Below are 23243 nucleotides of genomic sequence, written 5' to 3'. Positions count from 1 at the left end.
CTCTTGTACTTTATACTAATTCCAATATAAGAAAAAATAGCCAATGCATGCGGTGTTGCCTTACTTTTGGGAATTGAATTGATCTAAATAATAAATTACCACGATAATTTTGTTAATAGGCTATTAAATTGCGGAGCAGTCTAAAAAGGCTATTCTATTCATTTTCAGTACATAAAAATTGTAAAAGTTTTACCGAAAGAAACTTACAGCAAAAGTGTTGGCTCTCCTCCTATAATTTAAAGGCAGAGGAATTTTTGAGTTTTATTTCAGCTTCTGCTTTAATATGTCTACCGCTATCACTATCATCTTTTACCTCCAATGATGACTGTATTTTTCTTTCCACAGCGGCGAGTTCAGTTTTCAGAGCTGCAAGCACTTTTTCTTTGTTCCAACTGCCATTTACAATATCATTTAATACAATCTGGTCAGCTTTTAGCTGATTTATCTTCTTTTTCTCTTCGTCAATGAGTCCAGGAAGTTTTTGAAGGGCACTAATAAAATTTAAGCTTGCCCGCTCGGGATCGCTTGCCATAATACCATTATTGTGCGTATACTTAATATTTCCTTCACCACAGACAAAGAACCTATTATCTCTTTGAATAGGGCTAGATTCATCTTTCTGTGTCATTTCCGTTTTTACAAGCAGTCTAAAGCCATACAAAGAGCCTATCTCTTCGTAATCTCCGCCGGTCCTTGAAGCCGCTGCAAGTTTAGCTAGCTTTGCACCTATTTCTTTAACATCTGGATCCCGGCGCACGCCATCCAAGACGATCGGGTTCAAAACTTTTCCGTCTTGCGATTTTTGGACACGATTTCGATAGTTTTCCCAGTCTACATTTAACCTTGCTAACCGCGACTTTCTCCCTTCAAGTTCTTCTTGCAGACTTTCCAATTTTGAACTGGAACTCCACTTTGATCGTAAGAAAGCATGTTTCTCACTTTCAAGAACAGAAATTTTCTTTTCGACTTTCGCTTTTTCCAATAGATCGGTATTACCTGATAATAAAGCCACATACTCGGAAAAATTCATACCCGAAACTTCATCCATTCCTCCTTCATCAAGTATCCGTACTGCGATGGTATTACTCTTTAACTGTCCGATAAAACGCTGCTTATTTGCTAGTGTATTAAATTTGTACGCATCCAATGATTTTTCAACAGCATAAATAAAAACATCGACCTTATTGTCAGCAAAAAATTTAGCAATCTCATTGCCTTTTCGAACAGCGCGACCGTCTCTCTGCTCCAGATCTGAAGGCCGCCATGGAATATCCAGATGATGCACAGCTACTGCCCTCTTTTGGGCATTTACCCCCGTTCCGAGCATTTCTGTCGATCCAGAAAGTACCCTAATTTTCCCTTCATTGGTAGCTTTGATCAGTTCTTTACGCTGATCCTCCGTTTTTGCTTCCTGAATAAAGCGGATCTGCTCTGCTGGTATCCCATGATCTTCGACAAGTTTCCGCTTAATCTCGCTGTATATGTTCCACTCGCCCGGTTTAAAAGTGCCGAGGTCTGAAAAAACAAATTGAGTGCCTTTTTGGGCATTGAAATTTTTATAATATTTTGCAATATTTGCTGCACAAACAGAAGCTTTGTTTCTCGGATCGTCTGTATATCGCGAAGATATAAGCCGCATATCAAGGGACATTTTCCTTGCAAAATCTGTCGCGATCAACATCTTGGCTTTCTGCTCTGTCGGCGTTAGCGGAGCTCTACCAAGTAACTCAGCATTGCCACTCTTTGCAAACTCCATCAACTTTTTAATGAAAATTTCCTGATCCGGGGTCGGCGGTATATTGTAGAGGATCTCATTTTTTATCGGCCTATCAATTCCGATATCAGCCGCAGTACGGTAATCGGTGATTTCGGTGTAAAATTGGGACAGTTCGGGCACTTTTATAAAATGTCTGAACCGCTCCTTCTGAACGATATTATTGGCAACAGAGAATTCATAATCTATCGATTTACGGGCATAAATAGCAGCCCATGCATCAAAACAATTAATCCCCTGTCTTTCCAGCGCTTTTGGTCTTAAAAATTTAAAAAGGCAGTATAACTCTGTAAGTGAATTTGAAATAGTGGTTCCAGAAAGAAAAGTTGCACCAAGATCTTTCCCATTTCTTTCCTGAATTGTACGGATGGCAAAAAGGAGGTTGAGTGCCTTTTGGCTACCTTGTACATTGCCCAATCCAGCGACGCGCTCATGACGCGTATTGAACATGAGATTTTTGAATTTATGGCTCTCATCAACAAAAATATGATCAATACCCATCATTTTAAAGTCGACGACGTCATCCTTTCGGTTTTCGATATCATGCTCCAGTGTCTTAAGCTTCACAGCTAAGTTTTTCTTCCGGATTTCTACACCTTTCATCATTGCACCAGATACATCTTTCCCCTGACTGCGCAGTGCGTCAAGATTTTGCTCCACAGACATCAGTTCCGCTTGAAGTATCTCTTTCTGCAATTCTGTTGATTGGGGGATCATACCAAACTGGTCATGTGTGAGGATAATGCAGTCCCAATCATTGTTCTTGATATCGCCAAAAATCTTAAGCCTTTTCTGGGGTGTGAAGTCCTTTTTACCGGGGTATAATATCTTTGCGAAAGGATAAGCTTTTCGATAGGTTTCTGCAATCTCGTGAACATTGGCCTTTAGCGCTATGATCATTGGCTTGTGAACTAGCCCCAACCTTTTCATTTCTTGCGCTCCTACACACATAATAAGTGTCTTGCCTCCCCCAACTTCATGATCACAGATACCGCCGTTATTACTTTTAAGCATGTAAATAGCATCTTTCTGACTTTGATACAGATCCTCTATGCCTACTGCCCTGCGGTCAAGCCCTGGAAATGTTTGATGGCTACCATCATAATACGGTCTGACATGACAATTAAAAAGCTCGTTATATCTTCCGGTAAGTTCCCTTTTAAAATTATCGTCCTGCTGATAAAGCCAATCAGTAAATTCATGCCGGATCTCATCAATTTTGCCATTGGCCATCTGGATAGCATCCATATCCTTGACCTTGATGGCATTCCCATCCGCTAAGTACTCAGTTTTGGTGATATCCGGAGTGGTATTAACAAGAGCATGCCGCAGAAGGTTCAAACCATCAAATGTCCGGTTCTCAGATTTAATAGCGTATTTTTCTGAAATCCTAATATTGCTGGATTTTGCATTTACAGAAAAATCATCGCTGCTCTCTGAATAGTAAATCCGTACATCGGTGTCAAAGAGATGGCTTGCGAAACGGTTATAAATTTCTGTGTCGATCCACCGCTCCCCCAAGTTAAAATCTAGCTCCTCAAATTTAATCGGTTCAGGAATGACTTTTTCAAGCGCTTCCAGACTCTGCCGGGCTTCCATGTCTTCTGGATGGTTAGCAAGGTAATCATTCAGTTGCGTCGCTTTTAAAACAACATTTCCAGCAAGAAATTTCTGAGATACTTCCAATTCACCAGATAACGGATTGAAGAAAATTTGGCCCTGCAGATCTTTCCGTAATTCGTTTTCGGAAAGGCCGCTCACCTGAATCATAAAAGCAAGATCTACGGAGCCTGTTTGATTAAGTGAAGCCGACAAAGCCTCTGAAGCGCTGCTTACAGCAACTTCTGCCGTGGAGAAACTAACTGGATGTGTAAAAATATCTGCCTTATGGATGACACCACCAACCACCCGCTCAAGAAAAGGAACTTCATTTCCGGAAGAGTCCATTTTAATGAATCTAATATTTTCGGCTATATTTAAATTTCCATACCGTCCAGTAAACTCATCATATGTCCTATTTAAAAGCTGTCGCCCCTCTTTATCCTCCGCTCTACTTCTAGCTTCAATTTCATACAGCGAATGGTAGCTATCCCTTAGGTTGATATAGCTCTGGATTCGCTCCTGATCCTTTTTGGATAATTCAAGTGGATGAAAAATATAGCTCCCATCACGACGGTTAATTTTTAGTTTCCCGATACTGCTACCCGAAATAATTATAGTATCTTCACGGTAAAATGCCTTCACTTCACCGTCAAAGGCTCTTACCTCATTTTTTAACACCGCATTGTCAGGTAGTTCATGAAATAACGATGCGACCTCTTTAGGTTTCGTTAAGTTTGTTGCTAGAGGCTTTTTTTGCACACTTTCTTTCTGATCCGATCTACTTGCCCGTCGCGGTTTATTATGACTTGTATTGACTTCATCTGCATCAAAAAAGGAAAGCTGCTGAAAATTTGTAATCTTACTTTGGCCTGTGCTTTTCCTACTTTTCTTTGCCTTTTTAACCGATAAATCATCAATAATCTGATCGGAAAAAAGGCTTAGTTGAGTCACTGTTTCAGAATTACTAGCATCAGGTTTTACGCTTTTTGGAGTATTTAGAATTCGTTCTGATGTCAATTTATTACCAACCTCTTTCATGCTGTGTTCATCATAAAGCTCGCGGTTGAAATACTGCAGGAAAGCCTCTGAAAGCTTTAGATGAACATCCTTTGCAATTCCAGCAACTCCACCATCATGCACATGCACCGTTGTCGGCTTCCCATATTGATCAGTATCCTGAAAAGAACGCGTAGCAATAATGTAGTTTGGATTATAAAAAAAGAGGTTGCAGTTTTCTGTAGTCCCCATAAAATCGCGTGCACGAATAGAAAAGGACCGAGGTTGTGTTTTTTTTTGCAGAACAATGAGGTCTGTCCCCACAGACGTACCACTTTCTTCAAATAGATTATTTGGTAACCGTAGCGCAGCCACCAGACTGTGCTCACGCATCAATGCTTCACGGATCGGATAGTTGGAAGGACTGTTCAGAACCCCTTGCGAAGTTATAAATGCTAGCAGCCCTCCTTCGCGCAGTTTATCGGTAGCTTTTAAAAAGAAATAATTATGAACGCTCTGCGCAGCAAATTTCCGGACCTTATCTGTGCCCCTTGAATAAGTTAGATCAAATATTGAAGTAGTTCCGAACGGAATATTACCGATAACGACATCATATCCTGTATCTCCTTCTCCAATATTCTCAAAGCTGTCTATTCTGATTTCAGCATGGGAACCATACAAATTTTTCAGGATTTTCCCCGTTATTAAGTCCTGTTCATAAGCACAAATATTTACATGATCCAGTTCTCTAAAGGGTTCAATAAAAGCTCCTACACCGGCCGATGGCTCAAGCATGCTACCAATATCTATTCCCGTTTCCAGTATTGCCTTTGCTATGCTGCCGCTAATCTCTTTCGGTGTGTAAAATGCATCTAGAATAGAACCCTTAATTTTTGCCACATAGTCGGCATACTTACTTTGATCTTCTGTATTTTCTCTGATGAGCGTAAATAATTCCTGCGTCATCGCAAAATAAGGCCGATCAGAAACCTTCCAGCCATTGATGTCATCCGGTAATGAGACGGGATTTAAGATAAATTTCAAGCCTCCAAATCCCGCAAAATTACGTAGCAGCAGTTTTTCGTGCTCGGTTGCTTCCCGCCCCTCCTTTTCAATACTGAAACTTGTTCTGATGGCATCAATGTTCTGCCGTAAATGGCGTTTCTTATCGAATACCATTTTGCTCAATCCAAATAGCAATAAAACCTGTTAGCTCCGTATACAGCAGATCGTAATCAGTTGTATAGGCGAAATCATCAGTCAATTCATAATGCTCAAAGCATTCCTGGCATTTTGGAAGGATCTTCAGTGCAAAATCGCGATAATCAAGTTCATCAAAAACATCAGAAAATTCGTAGGACAGCACCTCAAACAGAGAATCAAATTTAGAAAAGTGCAATCCCTCATAAAGAATACCGTCGGCGATCTCATTACATTCGTTAATAGGATTGCCTGCCCTAAATGCGCCATCGTATGCGTTTGCTGCCCACCTGGCGCGCTGCTCAATAAAATTTGTATCAGCAGATCTTTCAGGAAAACTTGAATCAATGTGATCCTGCAACTTTAATTTGTAATAGGAATAATCCTGGTTATGCTTTTTCATATCGCTATAATTTTTATAAGTTTTATAGCGGTAAACCTAGCTTGGTTGAGCTGCACTGTTGGCATTGTGTCCTATCCGTTCCTATCCTTGCATCGATATTCCTAAAACCTTATAAAAAAAGAAACCCGGAACCATTTAAGGCTCCAGGCTTCACTAACCAAATCACATCATGAACTATTTGTATTTATGTTTCTTTTTTTCTTCAAATTCAAAAGTGGTCGAACCAGATCCGTCCAGTAAGATATAAGCACTAAATGGTTTCTTATTTCTACCCACCATTTTTTTTATTAAAGGTGTCCGCCGTTTTGTTAAAAGCGCTTCAATTTCTTTGTATTGCAACTGGACGCCGCATATGTTCCGGAATAATTTCCAGCCACAATTCTGATCTGTACATCTGATTATTTTTTCTCCGAGAATTACTGAGGAAGTGCATTTTGGGCAGTTGAGATGTACGGTATTCGATGATTTTCTTTTAATATTCAGCAGCTCATCAGTAACCTGCTGTACCATCAGCTCTACCTCAGCATGAAAAATCCCAGAATCCAGTTCACCATTTTCGATTTTCTCAAATGCAATTTCCCACTGCGCAGTCATTGCCGCATCAGCAATTTTCTTATCAGCTACAATTTCATAAACAAGCATTCCCTTATCTGTAGGGACAATAGCCTTGCTTTCTCTTCTGACGTACCCGCGGTCAATTAAGGTTTCAATCACGGCAGCCCTTGTTGCCGGCGTTCCAATACCTAAGCCTTTGAGCATCTTGCGCTCCTGTTCATTTTCTACCGTAGCGCCAATATTTTCCATCTTATGAAGCAAATCAGCTTCCGTGTATAGCGTTGGAGGCTTGGTCTTCTTTGGAAGTACCTCTAAACTGTCTATTTTAACCTGGATTCCTACTTGCAGATCTGGAAAATCAGTGACCAGATCATCACCTTCCTCATCAAAATCACCGTTAACAACTTTCCATCCTGCAGAAACAATTTTGACAACTTTCAAATTGAAATCATAATGGAGAATACCAAATTTCACATCTGTGATTTCTTTATGGCATGTAGGTGAAACGGCTTCAAGCACGCGCCTGGCGATCATATCATAGAGAGCATCCTCATCAGCGTTCAATCGGGTCGGAATATTTTCCGTAATCAATATACCATGATGGTCTGTGACTTTTACATCATTTACAATGTGTCTGTTGTAGCGTTCCCACTTGATTGTGTCAACAGCATCTTTGCAGGAAGATCGAGAACCTAAGGCTAGAATCAGCGCAGGTATTTCAGGCCAGACATCTTCGGGAATATATTTGGATCCCGTTCGAGGATAGGTTATAAATTTTTTTTCGTAAAGTTGCTGGGCAACTTCCAGGGTCCGCTGAGCAGAGTAGCCGAGCTTTTTATTCGCCTCTTTCTGCAGTCCTGTCAGATCAAATAGAAGTGGCGCTTGACTTGTGCCAGCTTTCTTTTCTACCTGTTTTACTTCTGCCACTCCGACACGTTCCAGGGTCCTCTTTACTGATTCAGCTTTTTCTTTATCTTCAAACTTATCTGTCGAAAGACTCTTAATACGAGCACCTTCTTTTATAGATGAAAGTTCAAGCTGAAAGTAGTTTTTAACCTCAAATGATTCACACGCTAGAAAACGCTGACAAATTAGTGCAAGAGTGGGCGTCTGTACCCTTCCAAGAGAAAAAAGTCCATCACCCAAGGCAACGGTCAGCGCCTGCGTAGCATTTATTCCAACAAGCCAATCGCATTCAGACCGCTGCTTACCGGCCAGAAAAAGACCATTGAAATCACTTCCCGGCAAGAGATTTTTGAATCCATCGATGATGGCCTTTTCGGTAAGGCTGTTAATCCAAAGCCGTTCAAAGGGCTTTGTGCAGCCCAGATATTGGTAGATAAACCGGAAGATAACTTCGCCCTCACGCCCTGCATCAGTCGCCACGATTATACTTTCGCACCGCTTAAATACAGACTCAACTACTGCAAGCTGCCGTTTCGATCCCTCATCGTCAATAAGGCCTTTACCCGACTTTATTTTTCTTCCTATTAATTTGAATCTTGATGGAATAATGGGAAGGGATTCCCTACTGAATCCCTTAATCCCATAATCTTCCGGCATAGCGGGACCTACCAGATGTCCCAGTGCCCAGGTCACCAGAAAACCTCCGCCTTCACAATATCCGTCTTTTTTGTCTGTTGCACCTACGATACGTGCAAGCTCATAAGCTACTGAGGGCTTTTCCGCAATAATTGCTTTCATCAGGATCAATTCATTTTTTGTTTTCTGGTATTTTCCTTCTTCACAGTACCGTTCTGAACCGCATTTTTATTCGCAGAAGTCCCCTCTTTTTCTTTCCCCTGCCCCTGTTTCTGTATCTCTGTCTGTTTTTTAGATTTCTCCTGATTGGGATGATCAAAATCGAATTCTAATCTTCCGCTCTCTTTATTTTGCCAGACATAGCCCGAGTAAAGTTTTGTGCCTTCTTTATTGACAATATCTTTCACATGAATCACTTCACCATCCTGCAAAAGCTTCTTTTCCTTTTCATCCAAAATTTTACCTCTAAATTCATCAGGGATGCCCTCAACCTGCGCCTGTTGTTGGCTCTCCCCCTGTCCGACAAAAACAAGTTTTTTCGCGTCGGCGTTATATTGTAGATGCTGATTGAAGACTTCTCCCGTTTTCGAGTTTACCATACCTTCCACAAGGACCTGTTTACCCTCCAGCAGTTCAGCTTTTTGCTCCGGACTAAGTTTCACACCACCAAATTTTTCACTGATCTTGATCAGATCTACTGGAAAGGACACAACCTCATTGGTTAATTTGTCAATACTGATGAGAGCCTTCACCTTCGAACCGTCGGAATAATTTGTAAGTTCCGCAACGCGCCCCATGTTTCCTGTTTTCTTTAAATTATCCCGATCCTCAGCTGTAAAAGAATGGCCATAAAACTGATTTTTAAGATCTGGTTCCACTCGGACTCCATGAGCCATCACGACAACTTTGTCCTGTACTTTACGTAATGAGAGACGTGCATCTCCTTTCATCACAACACCATCAAAATTCCCTTCAATTCGGTAAATCCCATCAGTTTTATATCCTTTCAGCAGTTTCTCCAGTTGTCCGTTTTTTTCAAGCAGTTCACGATTTAAATTCAGTTTTTCAAGTGATGTCCAGTCGATCTCCTGAGCATTGTACTTTTGAGGTCTACTCTCTGTTGTAGGTGCTGTGCCCTCCGATGTTTGATTTGTTTCCATATTTTTATTATTTAACTTATTGTCATATTTGATTTCAAGCGCATCAAGAAGCTTATTACCCTCGGGAGTGGGATGGTCAATGGCTTTCTGTAGCTTCTTAGCAACTTCATCCAGATTAATTTCAGGTGACCTGAAAAACCGGAATGATAATGGATCATTGAGCCGGCGCCAGAAGTTCGAAAAGAAATTGCTTATAGCGTCCCCCTTATCCACACGCATAAAATCCAGAAGATTTGACTTCTTAGGTGTAGAGGTTTGCAGATTCCCTTCCTCATCCACACCCTTTACCGCCTCGATACGATTCTTTTTTTTATCAAGTACTAAAAGAATATCGGAAAGAGATTCAAGTACTTGCTGCGGCTGGTTTTCTTTAGAAATAGTTTGTTCGTTCATAATAGAAAGTCTTTAAGTGCTTGAAATTATTGGAAGGATTCTAAGAAGGAATTCCGCTCTCTTTTGCTTTCCTACATAGGCGTAAACTTTCCGCCATGGTAACTGTCACGGATAAACTGGTGGACGTCAGAACTCTTGTAGAAAACTTTTCCGCTTATTGTAAAGTATTTGATCTTACCAATGGTACGATAGCGTTGCAGACAACGGTAGGTTATCTTTAACATTTGCAGAACGTCCTGGTTGTCCAATAATTCTTCGCCGTCGATGCTGAGCCTTTTTTTCTCTCTAATTTCGATATCACCGGCAAGGACGTCGAATCTTTTCATGATTCTTTCCATCCAATTCAAAAATTCAACTCTGTCAATATTCATAGCCTTTTGCTGTTTGGTTTACAGAGCCAAAATTGGCCTTGTTTTTCCGGCAAAATCTAACAGTGCACATACCCATATGCTAGTCAGATATAGTTTTTTTTTGCAGGCTTTCTTTGTATGACTGTTGCCTGGGAGAGTGGATTAGAAACATCTACATGGGTAAGATATGACTAGGTATGGGTAAAAAAAGAAGGATAACCCGTTGGATTACCCTTCTTATATATTAATTCTCTTTCAATCTATAAATCATTGTCCATATATTGTTCAAGATTGTATTTTAGCGAATGTAAAAAGCGAGCTCTTTGACCTGCTCTAAATTTCATCTGGTAAAACGCATGATGAATGTCACCGAGACTTACCTCGAATATATCCTCAAAAAGCTGGCTGATCTTTCGAATTCCAACACGGCCATTTGAAACACTTCTTGAAATGTGAAGTGCATAAATAAGCTCAATGAGAGCATTCTTTGAATCAGTCCAAGAAAATTCGGCATCTTCACTGATATCGAAATCATCGTTATTTGTAGGTTCAACTCTGCCAAATTTTCCCGAAAGGTAAGAATGATAAAGATCGTAAGCCTTGATCTGCGCGACCTTATAATCGTAGTAAGTCGAGAAATCCCTGTCAACCTCAAAGAAGAAGCTATCGACTCCATCAAAGTAGTTTATATTTCCTAGTCTATAATAGAACTCATCTTTGTCTGACCTACCGGTACGGTAATAACTGTAGAAATCTGAAGAAGCTATATTTTTTTTATATTCCTTGTTGAGTAACTTAAGCTGCTCCGTATAGTAAGCTTCGGTCAATTCCGAATTTAAAGGGCTATATGCTTCAATTTTTACTACCTTATTGTAAAACATAAGCCTGCCCAGAATTTCGGGCTTTACTCTTTTAAAGAAAGTAATTTCGTCCAAAATACTTTCAAAACCTTTCTGATTGATTTGTGCTTTTAATTCAGATAGAGTTTTATCAAGAAATGAAACCATGTGAAAAGCTTCATTAATTGCACTTTTGGTGCTCCTTGATATATTTATCTCTTCCTTTTCAATAGTTAATAAAATGTTTTTATATGCCTGTTTCATATGATTGTTTTTTAAAGTGATTATGCCCCACACTTTAAAATATATCCCGCTGTGTTGAGATAAAACAAAAATAAATATACACTATAATTTATTTCTTAATCATTGATTATGAAGGGTTTTAATTATTCGCAGTAAGTTAATTATTATCCGCTCGCATCTAACTAAGATTTGAGTACATAACAGAAGTTGCTTAATTTGGCAGATAAGTTTTAGGTATTACAATAAAAAATAATAATACTATAAAGAAATACATATAGCGTATTTGTATTAATTCTAGAAATACAGTGTACTTTTTCTAACAGATCTTTTTCATAGGTCAAAAATTGCAGTGTGGTTTTCATAATAACAAATTAAATACTATTTCCCACTATTTTTTTTGACAAAAAGCAAAAAAAATCAGGTTTAATTGAAATTTTAATCGTAAATTACCTTTATCATTAATAACCACCAATCCAACTTCTACAAAGTGTAAATGAAAAATATGGTAAGTACATTGGAAGAAAATTCAGCAAAAGAAACTCTCTTAAAGTTTCTTGATAGTATTCATTCCATGTCGCCAGAACTCCGAGACGCTTTATTCTTAAATACATATTTGCAAAAAGTAAACAAGAAGCATATTCTACTTAATATCGATGAAATCCAGAAGTCACTTTTCTTTGTTGTCAAAGGTTTAGTACGCTCCTACTACCTTGACAGTTTTGGAAAGGATATGACGTCTTGGCTACTCTTTGAAGGGGATCTAGCAATTTCTGTATATAGCTTTTTCAGTCAGAAACGATCTTTTGAAGTTTTGGAAGCTATAGAAGAAACAAGTTTTCTTGTACTTAGCCATGAGAAGCTCATGCAGCTCTATCAGCAGTTTCCCGAATTCAATTATATCGGAAGAATTCTTACTGAGACCTATTATATAAAAGCAGAAGAGAAGGCCAATGAATTACGTGTTTTTAGTGCAACAGAACGCTATCAGCATTTAATAAGAAAATACCCGAATATCGTTGCCCGCGTCCCTTTAGGTATGATTTCTTCGTACCTCGGAATAACGCAGTCTACATTAAGCAGAATCCGTTCAAAAAAGGTACTTTAACATATTTAGCACATTAATTTTGTTCGCTAAATTTTTTTTTAGGACACTCTAGGAAAAGATAGGTTAGGTTAACTATCACAGGCCGATCTAGTTTGTGACTTTTGTAGTATAGCAATTATTTCTAAAAACGGAACGGATATTATTTTTTATCCTCCAAATATTTATTCTAACGAATTCACTTAAAACTATTTATCAAATTAGTAACATGAAAGTTGGACAGCTAACTTGTGAGATGCTAGAAATACGTTATACCTGTTCACTTACCCAAACCAAAATCTTAAACTAAAATTAAAGAAGATGAAAAAAAGACGTAAACGACCACCACCTAAGTTGCTCAATCCCCGTAGAAGAGAAAATTCAAAACAGTTAATGCCCCACAAATCTGTTAATCTCAACTACACCCGAACCTAATAAGCAATTTGCAAAAATTTAAAAATCTATGGATAAACAATTGAAATATGATCCACAGTTTTTGAAGATAAAACAAAATATAGAGTTGGTCCTTTGCCAACTCTATAAATTCCTTAAATACTACCAAAAGTTAAAAACATGCCATACAAGAGGTAGACAAGATTTTTCAAATTCAAAAAACAAAATTTGTAATTTAGATAGCTAAATATTGAAAAATGGCACATGATAATTCTCCACTAAAGAGCCAGATTCCTAATCAAGGTTGGAAACAATTTCTTATAGCAAGGGATGAAATGCTTTCCGCATATGATAATGCAAAGGAGCACTCCAATAAACGGCAGGTAAAGACAGGTCATGGTAACGTAGCAGAATCAGCGTTCCGCAAATGGCTCACCAAATTTTTACCAAAGCGGTATGGTGTTACAGCCGGTTACATCATTTCGCCTGGAGTACCAAATGCTGAAAATTTTATTCACTATGACGTAATTATATACGACCAGCTAGAATCACCAGTACTGTGGATAGAAAACAATGCCGATTCTTCTGAACTAGGACGATTCATGGCAATTCCTGTGGAATTTGTTCATGGAATAATTGAGGTTAAATCTGCATTCAACAAAAAGGCAGTTAAAAAAGCGGTAGAGCAATTGACAAAACTCAAACCGCTATTAGCTTGTACGGAGCCTGCGAACCACCCCATGAAATTATATCTTCCGCCAAACTTCTTTTTTGCGACGGTCTTTTATGAGCTTCGAAAGACAGACGAAATGGACTTCGCTGCTCTAGATGAATTAGTTGAAGCCACAGCAATGAGGGGATTTTATGGAGGTTATATACTCCGTGGTGAAACCATAGAAAAATATTATAGCGGCAAATTAATACTGCTTAGAGAGTCTCAAGAAAGAGTAAGAGATAATCAATCTCTTTTGTTTTATGCACACTCGAAAAGCTATAAGGTAGCAGATGGTACTTTTAGAAAAATACAGCTCGATTATGCAGAATCATACTTTTCAGAATTTGCTTTCGATATAATAGCTTTATTAAAAGGAACATATAATCCAAATGTATTGTCCAGTATGTACGGTATGGGATCAACGCAATGGGAAAATGGCAGTGCAGTAGATATAAGATATTTTAAACCCGAAGACGTTAAAAAATTTGACGAAGAAACTGCCAAGTTCTTTAGAAAATAAGAATCATCTTATCTCAAAGCCAGAAAGTGAACTCAACAATTTTATTGTGCTGGTCCAATAAATTTCAAATTTGGCATAGCGCTAAAATTGTATTGGAGTTGCTATAGCAACTCCAATACAAAAATTAAATCATGATTTGATCGTTAAACAAATAACTCTAAAGGATTCGAACTCAAAAATATAAAAATAGTATGCTGTATATCAATACTTTACAATATTTATTACAATTTATGCATTGATAAAAGTTCGAAAAATAAATCCTTTTAACATAAGGCTACAGGATTCGAACACTTTTTTAGAAAATATAAATACCTATAAATCAAACACATAATCGCAAAATCCAGTTTAAATCCATAAGTAAAGAGTTCGAAGATAATCCTTTCAGGTTCACTTAATGACACCATTAGGACAATTTAGGCCAAATGGTGTCATTTTATTTATAAATCCTTGTTATTCAGTCTATTTATATTACTTTCCACCCTTTTACCTTATTTTTTAAAGCAAAATTTTTTTCTTAAAAAGATTAATTTAGCCTAAAGCGGCTAATAAAGAGTAGTTTACAAGAGTGGGAAACTCTATCGGTAACGATTTAGTAATGGTGCTTAGTGCACTTGCTTTCATTTGATTACCTTGTAAATCATTAATGCAAATATAATAAATAAAGGGTAAAGTACATTAGTGCTTTACCCTTTATTTCGTCCTTTCCTTTCTACTTGCAATATCAATAAAATCTCCCCATTGGGGGAAAACTGTGATATTGGTTTCAATATTATTCCCAAATTTTGGCATATCAACAATAGATGCAACTCCGAAACAAATAGTGAGAACTTCTAAACGACTATGCTATGAAAATCGTGTTGAATAAAATATTAGCGCAAATTCATCATCAGGAAGAGAAATTTTCTTCTCAAATGATGCCAACGGCGGAAGAGGCTTATCAAATGACCTTGTTCCTAAAGGAAATGTTGTTCAATATAAAAGCCCAAGTCATACAGGATGGATTTACAAATGAGCAGCAAGAAATTGACTTTTTCAAGAACATTAAACCACAAATCTTAGGGAAGCTCATTTACTATAACAAAGTCTTCCGCATCGAAACTACTTGCCCCGTTAGCAATGGCAAAATACATCAAAGCTATTATGAGAACCTGTTAAAAACCCTGAAATCAGAATACAAAGAAAGTATTTGCAATGAGGATTTTTATAGGTACTATCGGACTGGTAGGATAGACCGTGACCATAGTTATTTCAGGCTCGGACAAGTCAATTACCACGATGGATTAAAGAGTGGCGTATTTGAAATTGACCTTAGTTTTTCTACATATTATGATAACAAAATAGCCCATATTATAGCGAACGAATTACTTTATACTTATATGCTTACTAAAATCAGTCCCGAAGAAAATCCAGATTTAATTTTATTAAATGGAGAAGCAAACAAGGATATTTCGTGGACAAATTCTCAAAATGCACTTATCGAACTGATATATGCTCTCTATGCTTCGAATTCTATCGCATTCGGAAAAATAGGCATCCGAAAATTAGCTTTGATTTTTCAGGTGCTATTCCGAACACCATTAAACGACATACATCACTCTTTCCATCGAATGAAAACAAGGGCAGGTTCCCGGACGGCTTTTTTAGACCAGCTCAAAATATCCCTCGAAGAATATATGGATAAAGACCTTTAGCCATATCAACACAATAAATTTAAAGCAGTACCTAAAACGTACTGCTTTTTTCTTTACCCATATCTGCCAATTGGCAAATGTTGGCAAAACTCTATTATAAAATATCCTCAATGCCCCAAAACTCTTACTAAACAAGAGGTTCCCCTAATTGTAAAAACTTTCAAAAAACTGACAAACCAATTGGCAAGCATTGGCAGACAAACACTGCCACCCTTACCAATTTTGCATAGTGAACTTTAAAAACTGTGCAATGAAAATAATAACCATTGAAGAAGAAGCGTGGCAACAGCTAAACAGCCGTATTAATGCCATTGCCGACTACCTGAAAAGATTGGATGATACAAGCTATGATGACCTGTGGCTCAATAACCACGAGGTATGCCAATACCTGCACATCAGCGAAAAGACCTTATGGCGTATGCGCACCAAAGGAGAGATTGCTTATTCAAAAATCTACGGTCAGTATTTCTACACCATAGGAGCAATTAAGGATATGCTCAATGCCAATGCCGTACAGAGCAGTGATGAATTTGTGCAGGAGCTTATGGCAAAAGGCAAAAGCTATATCGAAAAAGGCAGAAAGCTAAAGACAGATAAAAAATAGGTATGAACCCTTAAAAGTATATCCCTATGAATATTGACAGAATGGAATTTTTGGCGTGGATGGAACGCTTAATGGGTCGCTTGGATATGCTGGGCGACAATATAGATGAACTGCAAAAGAAACGCAACAGCATAGACGGCGAGGAATTGCTGGATAATCAGGATTTGCTTCAAATGCTTAAAATCAGCAACCGCTCCCTGCAACGGTATCGCTCCATCGGTAAGCTGCCCTATTATACCATAAGCGGAAAATTGTATTACAAGCTATCCGATGTACATCAGTTCATTAGAGAGAGTTTTAATCCACCCTCAAAATGAACGCCAATGAAAGACAAAGACTGCCTTTGAGTGCCACATTGGGCAATACAGCCAACGCTTAATTTACATTCGGCGGTAAACTTTAAATTTTTCAGATTATGAGCGAAGAAACAACAAATAAGCAGGAAATGCCCGAACAATTATCGGACATATTATTAGTGCTGGATAAAGAAAAAATGAAAATCCAAGCCGTAAAGAGTATTGACGAGAACGGGAAAATGGAAACCGTTGACCCCACTAAGAAAAACCAAAACCAGTTTATGTGTGTGGATAAAAGCGGTGATTTTTTTTCCAACTTCTTCTCTAATTTTTTCAGCCAGTTAAAGAACCCTACCAATTTTTCATTCTTCAAAGTGCCTGCACCTATTGCGGTTGAAAAAGCACAGGAAATGCAAAAGCAAGTTGATAAGCCCACTCCCGAAGGTGAAAAAGTGATGAAAGAACACGAAGTAAAAACAGAACCGCAACAGGATAAAAAACAAGAAAATCAAAATAATATGGCAACAACACAAACAACACCGGAAGCCAGCGAGCACCGCTACAAACCGGAGCAGATTGATTGGGACACTATGAACAATCTCGGATTAAGTAAGGAATATCTTGAAAAGAGAAACCTGCTTGAACCTTTATTGAAAGGTTATAAAACTAATGAACTCTTACCGATTGGCGTTAACCTCGGCGGTACTATTCTCCGCACGGATGCCCGCCTGTCTTTACAGCAAGCCGAAGACGGAAAAGTTGTAGTAGGAATACACGGCATCAAAAAAGAACCCAACCTGCATTTTGAATTTTTCGGACACAAGTTTACGGATGAAGACAAGAAAAACCTGCTCGAAACAGGTAATATGGGGCGTGTAGTTAACCTGACCAATACCAAAACGGGCGAACTGATGCCGTCGATTATCAGTATAGACAGGCTAACAAATGATGTAATTGCGTTGCGGACGGATTTCATAAAAATTCCCGATGAAATTAAAGGCGTGAAACTGAACGATGAGCAAAAGCAAACTTTAATGGAGGGTAAACCGCTAAAGTTAGAGGGTATGATTTCCACCAAAGGAACGGAGTTTTCGGCAACGGTACAGTTCAATGCAGACAAGCGTTATGTTGAGTTCCTGTTTGACCGCAATAACTCCAACAGGCAGACCCAAAGCAATGGGCAAACTCAAAACAACGGACAAAGTAATCAGCAAACCCAACCGCAGGAAGCTCCAAAAACATTTAGGGGCAAAGAACTGACCGATGAGCAGCACAAGGATTTCAAAGCCGGGCAAACCGTCTATATTGACGGATTGAGGGATAAAAAAGGGCAACCGTATCAGGGTTATATCACTTTCAATGCAGAAACAGGAAAAACGAACTTCCAATTTCCAAGCCAAGTTAAAGCACAGGCAAAACCTGCCGAAGCTCATAAAACGCAAACTGCCGTCAATTCGGAGGGCAAGACCAACGAAGCGACCAAAAATATCAATGAGCCTTTGAGGTCGGGGCAACAAAGACCGAAAAACAAACAACAGCAGGAGCAACAGGAAAAGCCACAAGCTCCTGCAAAATCCAAAGGCAGAAAAATGTAAAATATGAAAACAATAATTGCAGAAAAACCAAGCGTAGCAAGGGAAATAGCCGGACTTGTGGGAGCATCCGATAAAAAGGACGGCTACTTGACAGGTAACGGCTATTTTGTTACGTGGGCATTCGGTCATTTAATCGGATTGGGAATGCCCGAAGATTACGGCATTTCGGGGTTTGACAAAACAGCTTTGCCAATACTCCCAAACCCGTTTTTGCTGACCGTCCGAAAGGTCAAAAAAGACAAAGGTTATACAGCGGATACGGGTGCATTAAAGCAACTGAAAGTCATCGAACAGCTTTTTAACCGTAGTAAAAGCATCATTGTAGCCACCGATGCAGGACGTGAGGGCGAACTCATTTTCAGGTACATTTATGAATACCTAAAATGCAACAAGCCTTTTGAGCGGCTTTGGATTAGTTCGCTTACCGAAAAAGCCATTAAGCAGGGGTTTGATAATCTCAAAGACGGAAAAGAATTTGATGGATTGTATCAGGCGGCACAAGGCAGAAGCCGTGCCGATTGGCTCGTGGGCATCAATGCTACACAGGCGTTGAGCATAGCCGCAGGAAATGGCATTTATTCGCTCGGAAGAGTGCAAACGCCTACACTGGTTTTGATATGCAAACGCTATTTGGAAAATAAAAATTTCTCGGTAAAGAAATACTGGCAGATACAGTTATCGCACAACAAAGAACTGATAGATTTTAAAAGCATTTCCAAAACCAAATGGGAAGACCAAAAACTTGCCGATGATACGCTGAAATCCGTTCAGCGAAGTAAAACGGCAACGGTTACATCGGTGGAAACCAAAAGCATTATAGAGCAACCGCCTCTATTGTTCGACCTTACTGGCTTGCAAAAAGAAGCCAACAAAAAGCTGAACCTTTCTGCGGAAGAAACGCTCAATATTGCCCAAAGCCTTTACGAAAAGAAGTTTATCACATACCCACGCACCGGAAGCAAGTACATTCCTGAAGATGTGTGGGCAGAAATCCCCAACCTCGTAAGGGCTTTGCAGGACAGCGAAACCTGCAAGCAAGCCGTAGGGAAATTGAAATGGGGACGGTTCAATAAACGTATTGTAAACGATTTGCGTGTTACCGACCACCACGGATTATTGATTACTGATAAAATCCCATCAGCCCTGAACGCAAAGGAAAACTCCGTTTATGATATGATTGCCTTTCGATTGCTCGAAGCCCTTTCACAAGCCTGCATCAAAGAGATAACCGATGTAGGTTTACAAGCGTTGCATTATGATTTTACAGTAAAGGGTTGTAAGGTTATCGAAGCAGGCTGGCGTTCCATCAAAGGCAGTTTCTCCGATGATGATACCGAACCTGTACAGGATTTGCCCGAAATAAAAAAAGGCGATGAACTTAAAATAAAAGAAGCCTCCGTTTTGGAAAAGAAAACGAAACCGCCTGTATTATATACCGAAGCAGGGCTTTTGTCGGCTATGGAAAGTGCAGGAAAGGAAATCGAAAATGAAGACGAACGGAAAGCCTTGCAAAATATCGGTATTGGCACTCCGGCTACAAGAGCCGCAATAATTGAAACCTTGTTTACCCGCAATTATATCCAACGGGAAAAGAAATCCTTAATCCCTACCGAAAAAGGATTGCAGGTGTACGAATTGGTCAAAGACCGTAAAATTGCGGATGTGGCAATGACCGCCGAATGGGAATTGGCTTTGCAAAAAATCGAAAATAACGAAACAGATGCAGAGGCATTTCAAAAAGAAATGGAAACTTACGCCTCATCTATTACCAATGAATTGTTACAAGCTTCCATTGCCCAAAACAACCTGCCTAAATTGGTTTGCCCGAAATGCAAAAGCCAGCAACTCATTATCCGTGATAAAATAGTGAAGTGTCCTGATGAAGTTTGTAATTGGGTACAGTTCCGCAATGTGTGTGGCGTACAAATCGGCTTAGCCGATATTGAAAACCTTGTCAATAAAAAGAAAACTTCACTTATCAAAGGAATGAAAAGCAAAGCCGGAAAGAAATTCGATGCTTATATCGTGTTGAATGAGGATTGCAAAACCTCTTTTGAGTTTGCCAAAAATAAAAGCTACAAAAAGTAATGGAAAATAAGCCTACCATTAGCACAAAGGAAATCAGAAATCTGATTTATTCCATACGTGGAAGGCAAGTGATGCTGGATAGCGACCTCGCTTCCTTATATCAAGTGGAAACAAAAAACCTCAACAAAGCCGTAAAAAGAAATATTGAAAGGTTTCCCGTTTCTTTTTGCTTTCAACTGACCGAAGAGGAAGTTGAAAACTTGAGGTTCCAAATTGGAACCTCAAGTTTAAGCTACGGTGGAAGACGGTATTTGCCCTATGTTTTTACTGAACAAGGGGTCGCAATGGCTTCTGCCATACTCCGCTCAGATATAGCGGTTAAAGTCAGTGTTGAAATTATGGAAGCCTTTGTAGAAATGCGAAAAATGCTCATCAGCAATGCTTCGCTGTTCCATCGTTTGGACAATATAGAACTGAAACAATTACAAGCCGACCAAAAATTTGAGGAAATATTTAAGGCTCTTGAAAGCGACAAGCTCCACGCCGAAAAAGGTATTTTCTACAATGGGCAGGTATTTGATGCCTATACCTTTGTTTCCGATATTATCCGAAGTGCCAAAAGCTCCATTACCCTGCTTGATAATTATGTGGACGATACGGTGCTGACCTTATTGGGAAAACGCAATACCAATGTAACCGCTACTATCTACACAAAAAGCATCAGCAATCAGTTACGGTTAGACCTGCAACGCTACAATAGTCAATATCCGTCTATCGAAGTAGAGATTTTCTCCGATGCACACGACCGATTTTTGATTATTGACAGTACGGAACTGTACCATATCGGAGCATCACTGAAAGACCTGGGCAAAAAATGGTTTGCCTTTTCGAGAATGGATATTGAAATCGGTAGGATGCTTCAAATTTTAAACAAGTGAAAATAAAACCCCTCTGAAATTTCGGAGGGGTTAGTTTATAAGGTCTAATAAGTCAACGCAAGCCCTACACCAAAACCCATATCGCTATCGTAGTGAGTACGAATACCAATGTTTTTATTGATAATATACTTAAGCTCTCCCATATATTCCATATCAGTATTGACCATAAAGCCCGCTCTCAATCTTTTTGAAATCGGAATATCCTCACGCATCAACGACAATCGTACAATTCCATCGTGATAAACTTCTGCCTGAAAATTAACGAGCATTGGCAAGGTGTACATAAACCCTAAGCTAAAGGCTCTTCGTGTGTCTTTTTCATTCTTTTGTCCGAATAAATTGGTTTCGTGTTCGTCCATTCCCATTTTACGGTAACGCCAGTCAAAACCTATAAAGGGCATAAGCCACTGCATTTTTCCGATGTATCTTCCTAAATGTGTTTCTACTTCATAGCCGTGCATATCGTTGTAGCCTAAACGCCATTCTGTACCCAAAGACCATCTTGCATTTTGAAACATTGCTTCGCCATCGTTACCATTGGTTGCAAAATCATTCTGTGCCATAAAGTGCGGCATATTGCTTTCTCGCTGTAATTTATTGTAGGCTTGCTTTTTATTGGGCAAATACGGATTTTGATAATCGTCAACAGCAAATACCCTGTTCATCCCCGACATCATATGGTAAAGTATATGACAATGGAAAAACCAATCTCCCTCTTCATTTGCTAAAAATTCGATGGTATCTGTTTCCATTGGCATTATATCCAAAACATTTTTAAGTGGTGATTTTTCGCCTTTACCGTTGATTACCCTGAAATCAAAACCGTGCAGGTGCATCGGGTGGCGCATCATCGAATTATTGTAAATGGTGATGCGTAAAATTTCTCCTTTTTTTACAGGTATTTTATCGGTTTCAGAAAGTATTTTATTATCCATACTCCATACATATCGGTTCATATTTCCTGTAAGGGTAAACTTCAATTCTTTGACCGGAGCATCTTTAGGGAGTTCCGTATTGTAAGGAGATTGTAACATTGCATAATTCAGCGTTTTTATTTCTCCCAAAGCATTTGCATTGTAACGGTTGGGTTCATTATCCATATTCATATTGTGTTGGCTATGGTCTTCTTTAGGTTTAGCCTCTCCAGTAATTTCGGGATACATTACCACATTCATATCCATTTGGTTCAGGCTCATTTTCATACCCATATCGTCCAAATCTCCATTCATCTTCATCATATCGTTCATCATCTTCATCCCCTCAAAATATTTCAATCTTGGGAGTGGCGATATTAACTGTTTGATACCATTGCCTACAAAATAGCTTGCCGATTGTGTTCTGTCTTCGGTTGTGGCTAAAAACTCGTAGGCAACTCCATCGTCAGGAATTGTTACCACAATATCATAAGTTTCGGAAACCGCAATGATTAATCTATCTACCTCTACTGGCTCTACATCATTACCATCATTGGCTACTACTGTAATTTTACCGCCTGCATATCGTAACCAAAAATAGGATGATGCTCCGCCGTTTGATACTCTTAATCTTACTTTATCTCCTGCTTTTAGTGTTTTGCCATCAACTGTTTTTAAATCGGTAGTATGATTTCCGTTGATTAATATTTTGTCATAATACACATCGCTTACGTCCATTGCCAACATACGTTTCCATTCGTTGGTCAATTTGGTTTTGAAATTTCCCTCTCTGATGGCTTCCGCATAGGACTGTGTAGCGTTCTTTTTTATCGCTGCCCAATCATTGGCGTTGTGCAACATACGGTTAATGTTATCGGGATTTAGGTTTGTCCATTCGCTTAAAATGATGGGTACGGTAGGTAAATCATCAATTCCTTTTCTAAAGGTTTTATCGTCATCACGCTTTTTCATCACAAAACTGCCATACATTCCAATCTGCTCCTGCAAACCTGAATGGGAATGATACCAATGCGTTCCGTGTTGGATAATCGGAAAACGATAGGTGTATGTTGCTCCTGCTTCAATAGGCTTTTGCGTAAGCCAGGGCACACCATCTTCTTTGTTGGGTAAAAACACGCCGTGCCAATGCAGCGATGTACTTTCTTTTAACTGGTTATGCACTACAATCTCCGCTGTATCGCCCTCTGTAAATGTGAGCGTTGGCATCGGTATCTGACCGTTTACCGCAATAGCCCTTTTTTCTTTTCCTGCGTAGTTTACAAGCGTATCTTTTACATACAGCTCATATCTCACTACTTTTTGTGCAAAAACGGATTGCGAACACAGCAGTATAAATACCGCTTGCAGCAACCTCATTTTACTATTTATGGGTATATTCATTTTGATATTT

General features: G+C 39.0%; 15 protein-coding genes. 8 read left to right on the top strand and 7 right to left on the bottom strand.

Features of this window, described 5'->3' with window-relative positions; genetic code table 11:
* Positions 1–229: 229 nt before the first annotated feature.
* The 6 genes from KKI44_RS20190 to KKI44_RS20165 form a co-directional block, all read right to left on the bottom strand.
* Positions 230–5551, bottom strand: a complete 5322-nt coding sequence (locus tag KKI44_RS20190; protein WP_214588871.1) for an N-6 DNA methylase — start codon at positions 5549–5551, stop codon at positions 230–232.
* Positions 5538–5975: a DUF1896 domain-containing protein gene (locus KKI44_RS20185; RefSeq protein ID WP_027374793.1), complete on the bottom strand. Its 438-nt coding sequence runs from the start codon at positions 5973–5975 to the stop codon at positions 5538–5540. The genes KKI44_RS20190 and KKI44_RS20185 overlap by 14 nt, the downstream gene beginning before the upstream one ends.
* A gap of 174 nt (positions 5976–6149) precedes the next feature.
* Positions 6150–8234: a type IA DNA topoisomerase gene (locus tag KKI44_RS20180; protein WP_027374792.1), complete on the bottom strand. Its 2085-nt coding sequence runs from the start codon at positions 8232–8234 to the stop codon at positions 6150–6152.
* 5 nt (positions 8235–8239) lie between these two features.
* A complete protein-coding gene (locus tag KKI44_RS20175) occupies positions 8240–9625 on the bottom strand; it encodes a DUF3945 domain-containing protein (RefSeq protein ID WP_051585160.1) in 1386 nt (461 codons plus the stop codon).
* Between the two features lie 71 nt (positions 9626–9696).
* A complete protein-coding gene (locus KKI44_RS20170; RefSeq protein WP_027374791.1) occupies positions 9697–9996 on the bottom strand; it encodes a helix-turn-helix domain-containing protein in 300 nt (99 codons plus the stop codon).
* A gap of 239 nt (positions 9997–10235) precedes the next feature.
* Positions 10236–11078 carry an RteC domain-containing protein gene (locus KKI44_RS20165; protein ID WP_027374790.1) on the bottom strand — a complete coding sequence of 281 codons (843 nt, stop codon included), beginning with the start codon at positions 11076–11078 and terminating at the stop codon, positions 10236–10238.
* Between the two features lie 472 nt (positions 11079–11550).
* Between KKI44_RS20165 and KKI44_RS20160 the strand changes: the two genes are divergently transcribed.
* From KKI44_RS20160 to KKI44_RS20125, 8 genes are all read left to right on the top strand, one after another.
* A complete protein-coding gene (locus KKI44_RS20160; RefSeq protein WP_027374789.1) occupies positions 11551–12162 on the top strand; it encodes a Crp/Fnr family transcriptional regulator in 612 nt (203 codons plus the stop codon).
* A 626-nt stretch (positions 12163–12788) separates the two neighbouring features.
* A complete protein-coding gene (locus KKI44_RS20155) occupies positions 12789–13766 on the top strand; it encodes a DUF6602 domain-containing protein (protein ID WP_214588870.1) in 978 nt (325 codons plus the stop codon).
* 845 nt (positions 13767–14611) lie between these two features.
* On the top strand, positions 14612–15457 hold the full coding sequence (locus KKI44_RS20150) for an RteC domain-containing protein (protein WP_028298782.1): 846 nt from the start codon (positions 14612–14614) through the stop codon (positions 15455–15457).
* 250 nt (positions 15458–15707) lie between these two features.
* Positions 15708–16061, top strand: coding sequence for a helix-turn-helix domain-containing protein (locus KKI44_RS20145; RefSeq protein WP_019975893.1), 354 nt, complete (start codon positions 15708–15710; stop codon positions 16059–16061).
* Between the two features lie 26 nt (positions 16062–16087).
* Entirely contained in the window at positions 16088–16378 is a 291-nt protein-coding gene (locus KKI44_RS20140; protein ID WP_074745793.1) for a helix-turn-helix domain-containing protein, read from the top strand.
* 98 nt (positions 16379–16476) lie between these two features.
* Positions 16477–17952, top strand: a complete 1476-nt coding sequence (locus KKI44_RS20135) for a DUF3945 domain-containing protein (protein WP_214588869.1) — start codon at positions 16477–16479, stop codon at positions 17950–17952.
* Positions 17953–17955: 3 nt separating this feature from the next.
* Positions 17956–20040 (top strand): type IA DNA topoisomerase, encoded by a 2085-nt coding sequence (locus tag KKI44_RS20130; RefSeq protein WP_214588868.1) that lies wholly within the window; start codon positions 17956–17958, stop codon positions 20038–20040.
* The gene (locus KKI44_RS20125; protein WP_026706432.1) at positions 20040–20918 is read left to right on the top strand and encodes an ORF6N domain-containing protein; all 879 of its coding nucleotides are present in this window, start codon (positions 20040–20042) and stop codon (positions 20916–20918) included. Before KKI44_RS20130 ends, KKI44_RS20125 begins: the two co-directional genes overlap by 1 nt.
* A gap of 44 nt (positions 20919–20962) precedes the next feature.
* On the opposite strand, the gene KKI44_RS20120 is transcribed toward KKI44_RS20125, so the two are convergent.
* The gene (locus KKI44_RS20120) at positions 20963–23233 is read right to left on the bottom strand and encodes a multicopper oxidase family protein (protein ID WP_026706433.1); all 2271 of its coding nucleotides are present in this window, start codon (positions 23231–23233) and stop codon (positions 20963–20965) included.
* Positions 23234–23243: the final 10 nt, after the last annotated feature.

The sequence above is a fragment of the Chryseobacterium sp. ZHDP1 genome, assembly GCF_018603435.1.
GTDB lineage: Bacteria > Bacteroidota > Bacteroidia > Flavobacteriales > Weeksellaceae > Chryseobacterium > Chryseobacterium indicum.
This window is presented reverse-complemented; position numbering and strand designations above follow the sequence as displayed.

Excerpts from the sequence above, each read along its gene's own strand:
- KKI44_RS20160 (WP_027374789.1), top strand. The coding sequence starts at position 11,551 with ATGAAAAATATGGTAAGTACATTGGAAGAAAATTCAGCAAAAGAAACT.
- KKI44_RS20125 (WP_026706432.1), top strand. The coding sequence starts at position 20,040 with ATGGAAAATAAGCCTACCATTAGCACAAAGGAAATCAGAAATCTGATT.
- KKI44_RS20170 (WP_027374791.1), bottom strand. The coding sequence starts at position 9,996 with ATGAATATTGACAGAGTTGAATTTTTGAATTGGATGGAAAGAATCATG.
- KKI44_RS20185 (WP_027374793.1), bottom strand. The coding sequence starts at position 5,975 with ATGAAAAAGCATAACCAGGATTATTCCTATTACAAATTAAAGTTGCAG.
- KKI44_RS20150 (WP_028298782.1), top strand. The coding sequence starts at position 14,612 with ATGAAAATCGTGTTGAATAAAATATTAGCGCAAATTCATCATCAGGAA.
- KKI44_RS20175 (WP_051585160.1), bottom strand. The coding sequence starts at position 9,625 with ATGAACGAACAAACTATTTCTAAAGAAAACCAGCCGCAGCAAGTACTT.
- KKI44_RS20120 (WP_026706433.1), bottom strand. The coding sequence starts at position 23,233 with ATGAATATACCCATAAATAGTAAAATGAGGTTGCTGCAAGCGGTATTT.
- KKI44_RS20165 (WP_027374790.1), bottom strand. The coding sequence starts at position 11,078 with ATGAAACAGGCATATAAAAACATTTTATTAACTATTGAAAAGGAAGAG.
- KKI44_RS20135 (WP_214588869.1), top strand. The coding sequence starts at position 16,477 with ATGAGCGAAGAAACAACAAATAAGCAGGAAATGCCCGAACAATTATCG.
- KKI44_RS20145 (WP_019975893.1), top strand. The coding sequence starts at position 15,708 with ATGAAAATAATAACCATTGAAGAAGAAGCGTGGCAACAGCTAAACAGC.
- KKI44_RS20190 (WP_214588871.1), bottom strand. The coding sequence starts at position 5,551 with ATGGTATTCGATAAGAAACGCCATTTACGGCAGAACATTGATGCCATC.
- KKI44_RS20155 (WP_214588870.1), top strand. The coding sequence starts at position 12,789 with ATGGCACATGATAATTCTCCACTAAAGAGCCAGATTCCTAATCAAGGT.
- KKI44_RS20130 (WP_214588868.1), top strand. The coding sequence starts at position 17,956 with ATGAAAACAATAATTGCAGAAAAACCAAGCGTAGCAAGGGAAATAGCC.
- KKI44_RS20180 (WP_027374792.1), bottom strand. The coding sequence starts at position 8,234 with ATGAAAGCAATTATTGCGGAAAAGCCCTCAGTAGCTTATGAGCTTGCA.
- KKI44_RS20140 (WP_074745793.1), top strand. The coding sequence starts at position 16,088 with ATGAATATTGACAGAATGGAATTTTTGGCGTGGATGGAACGCTTAATG.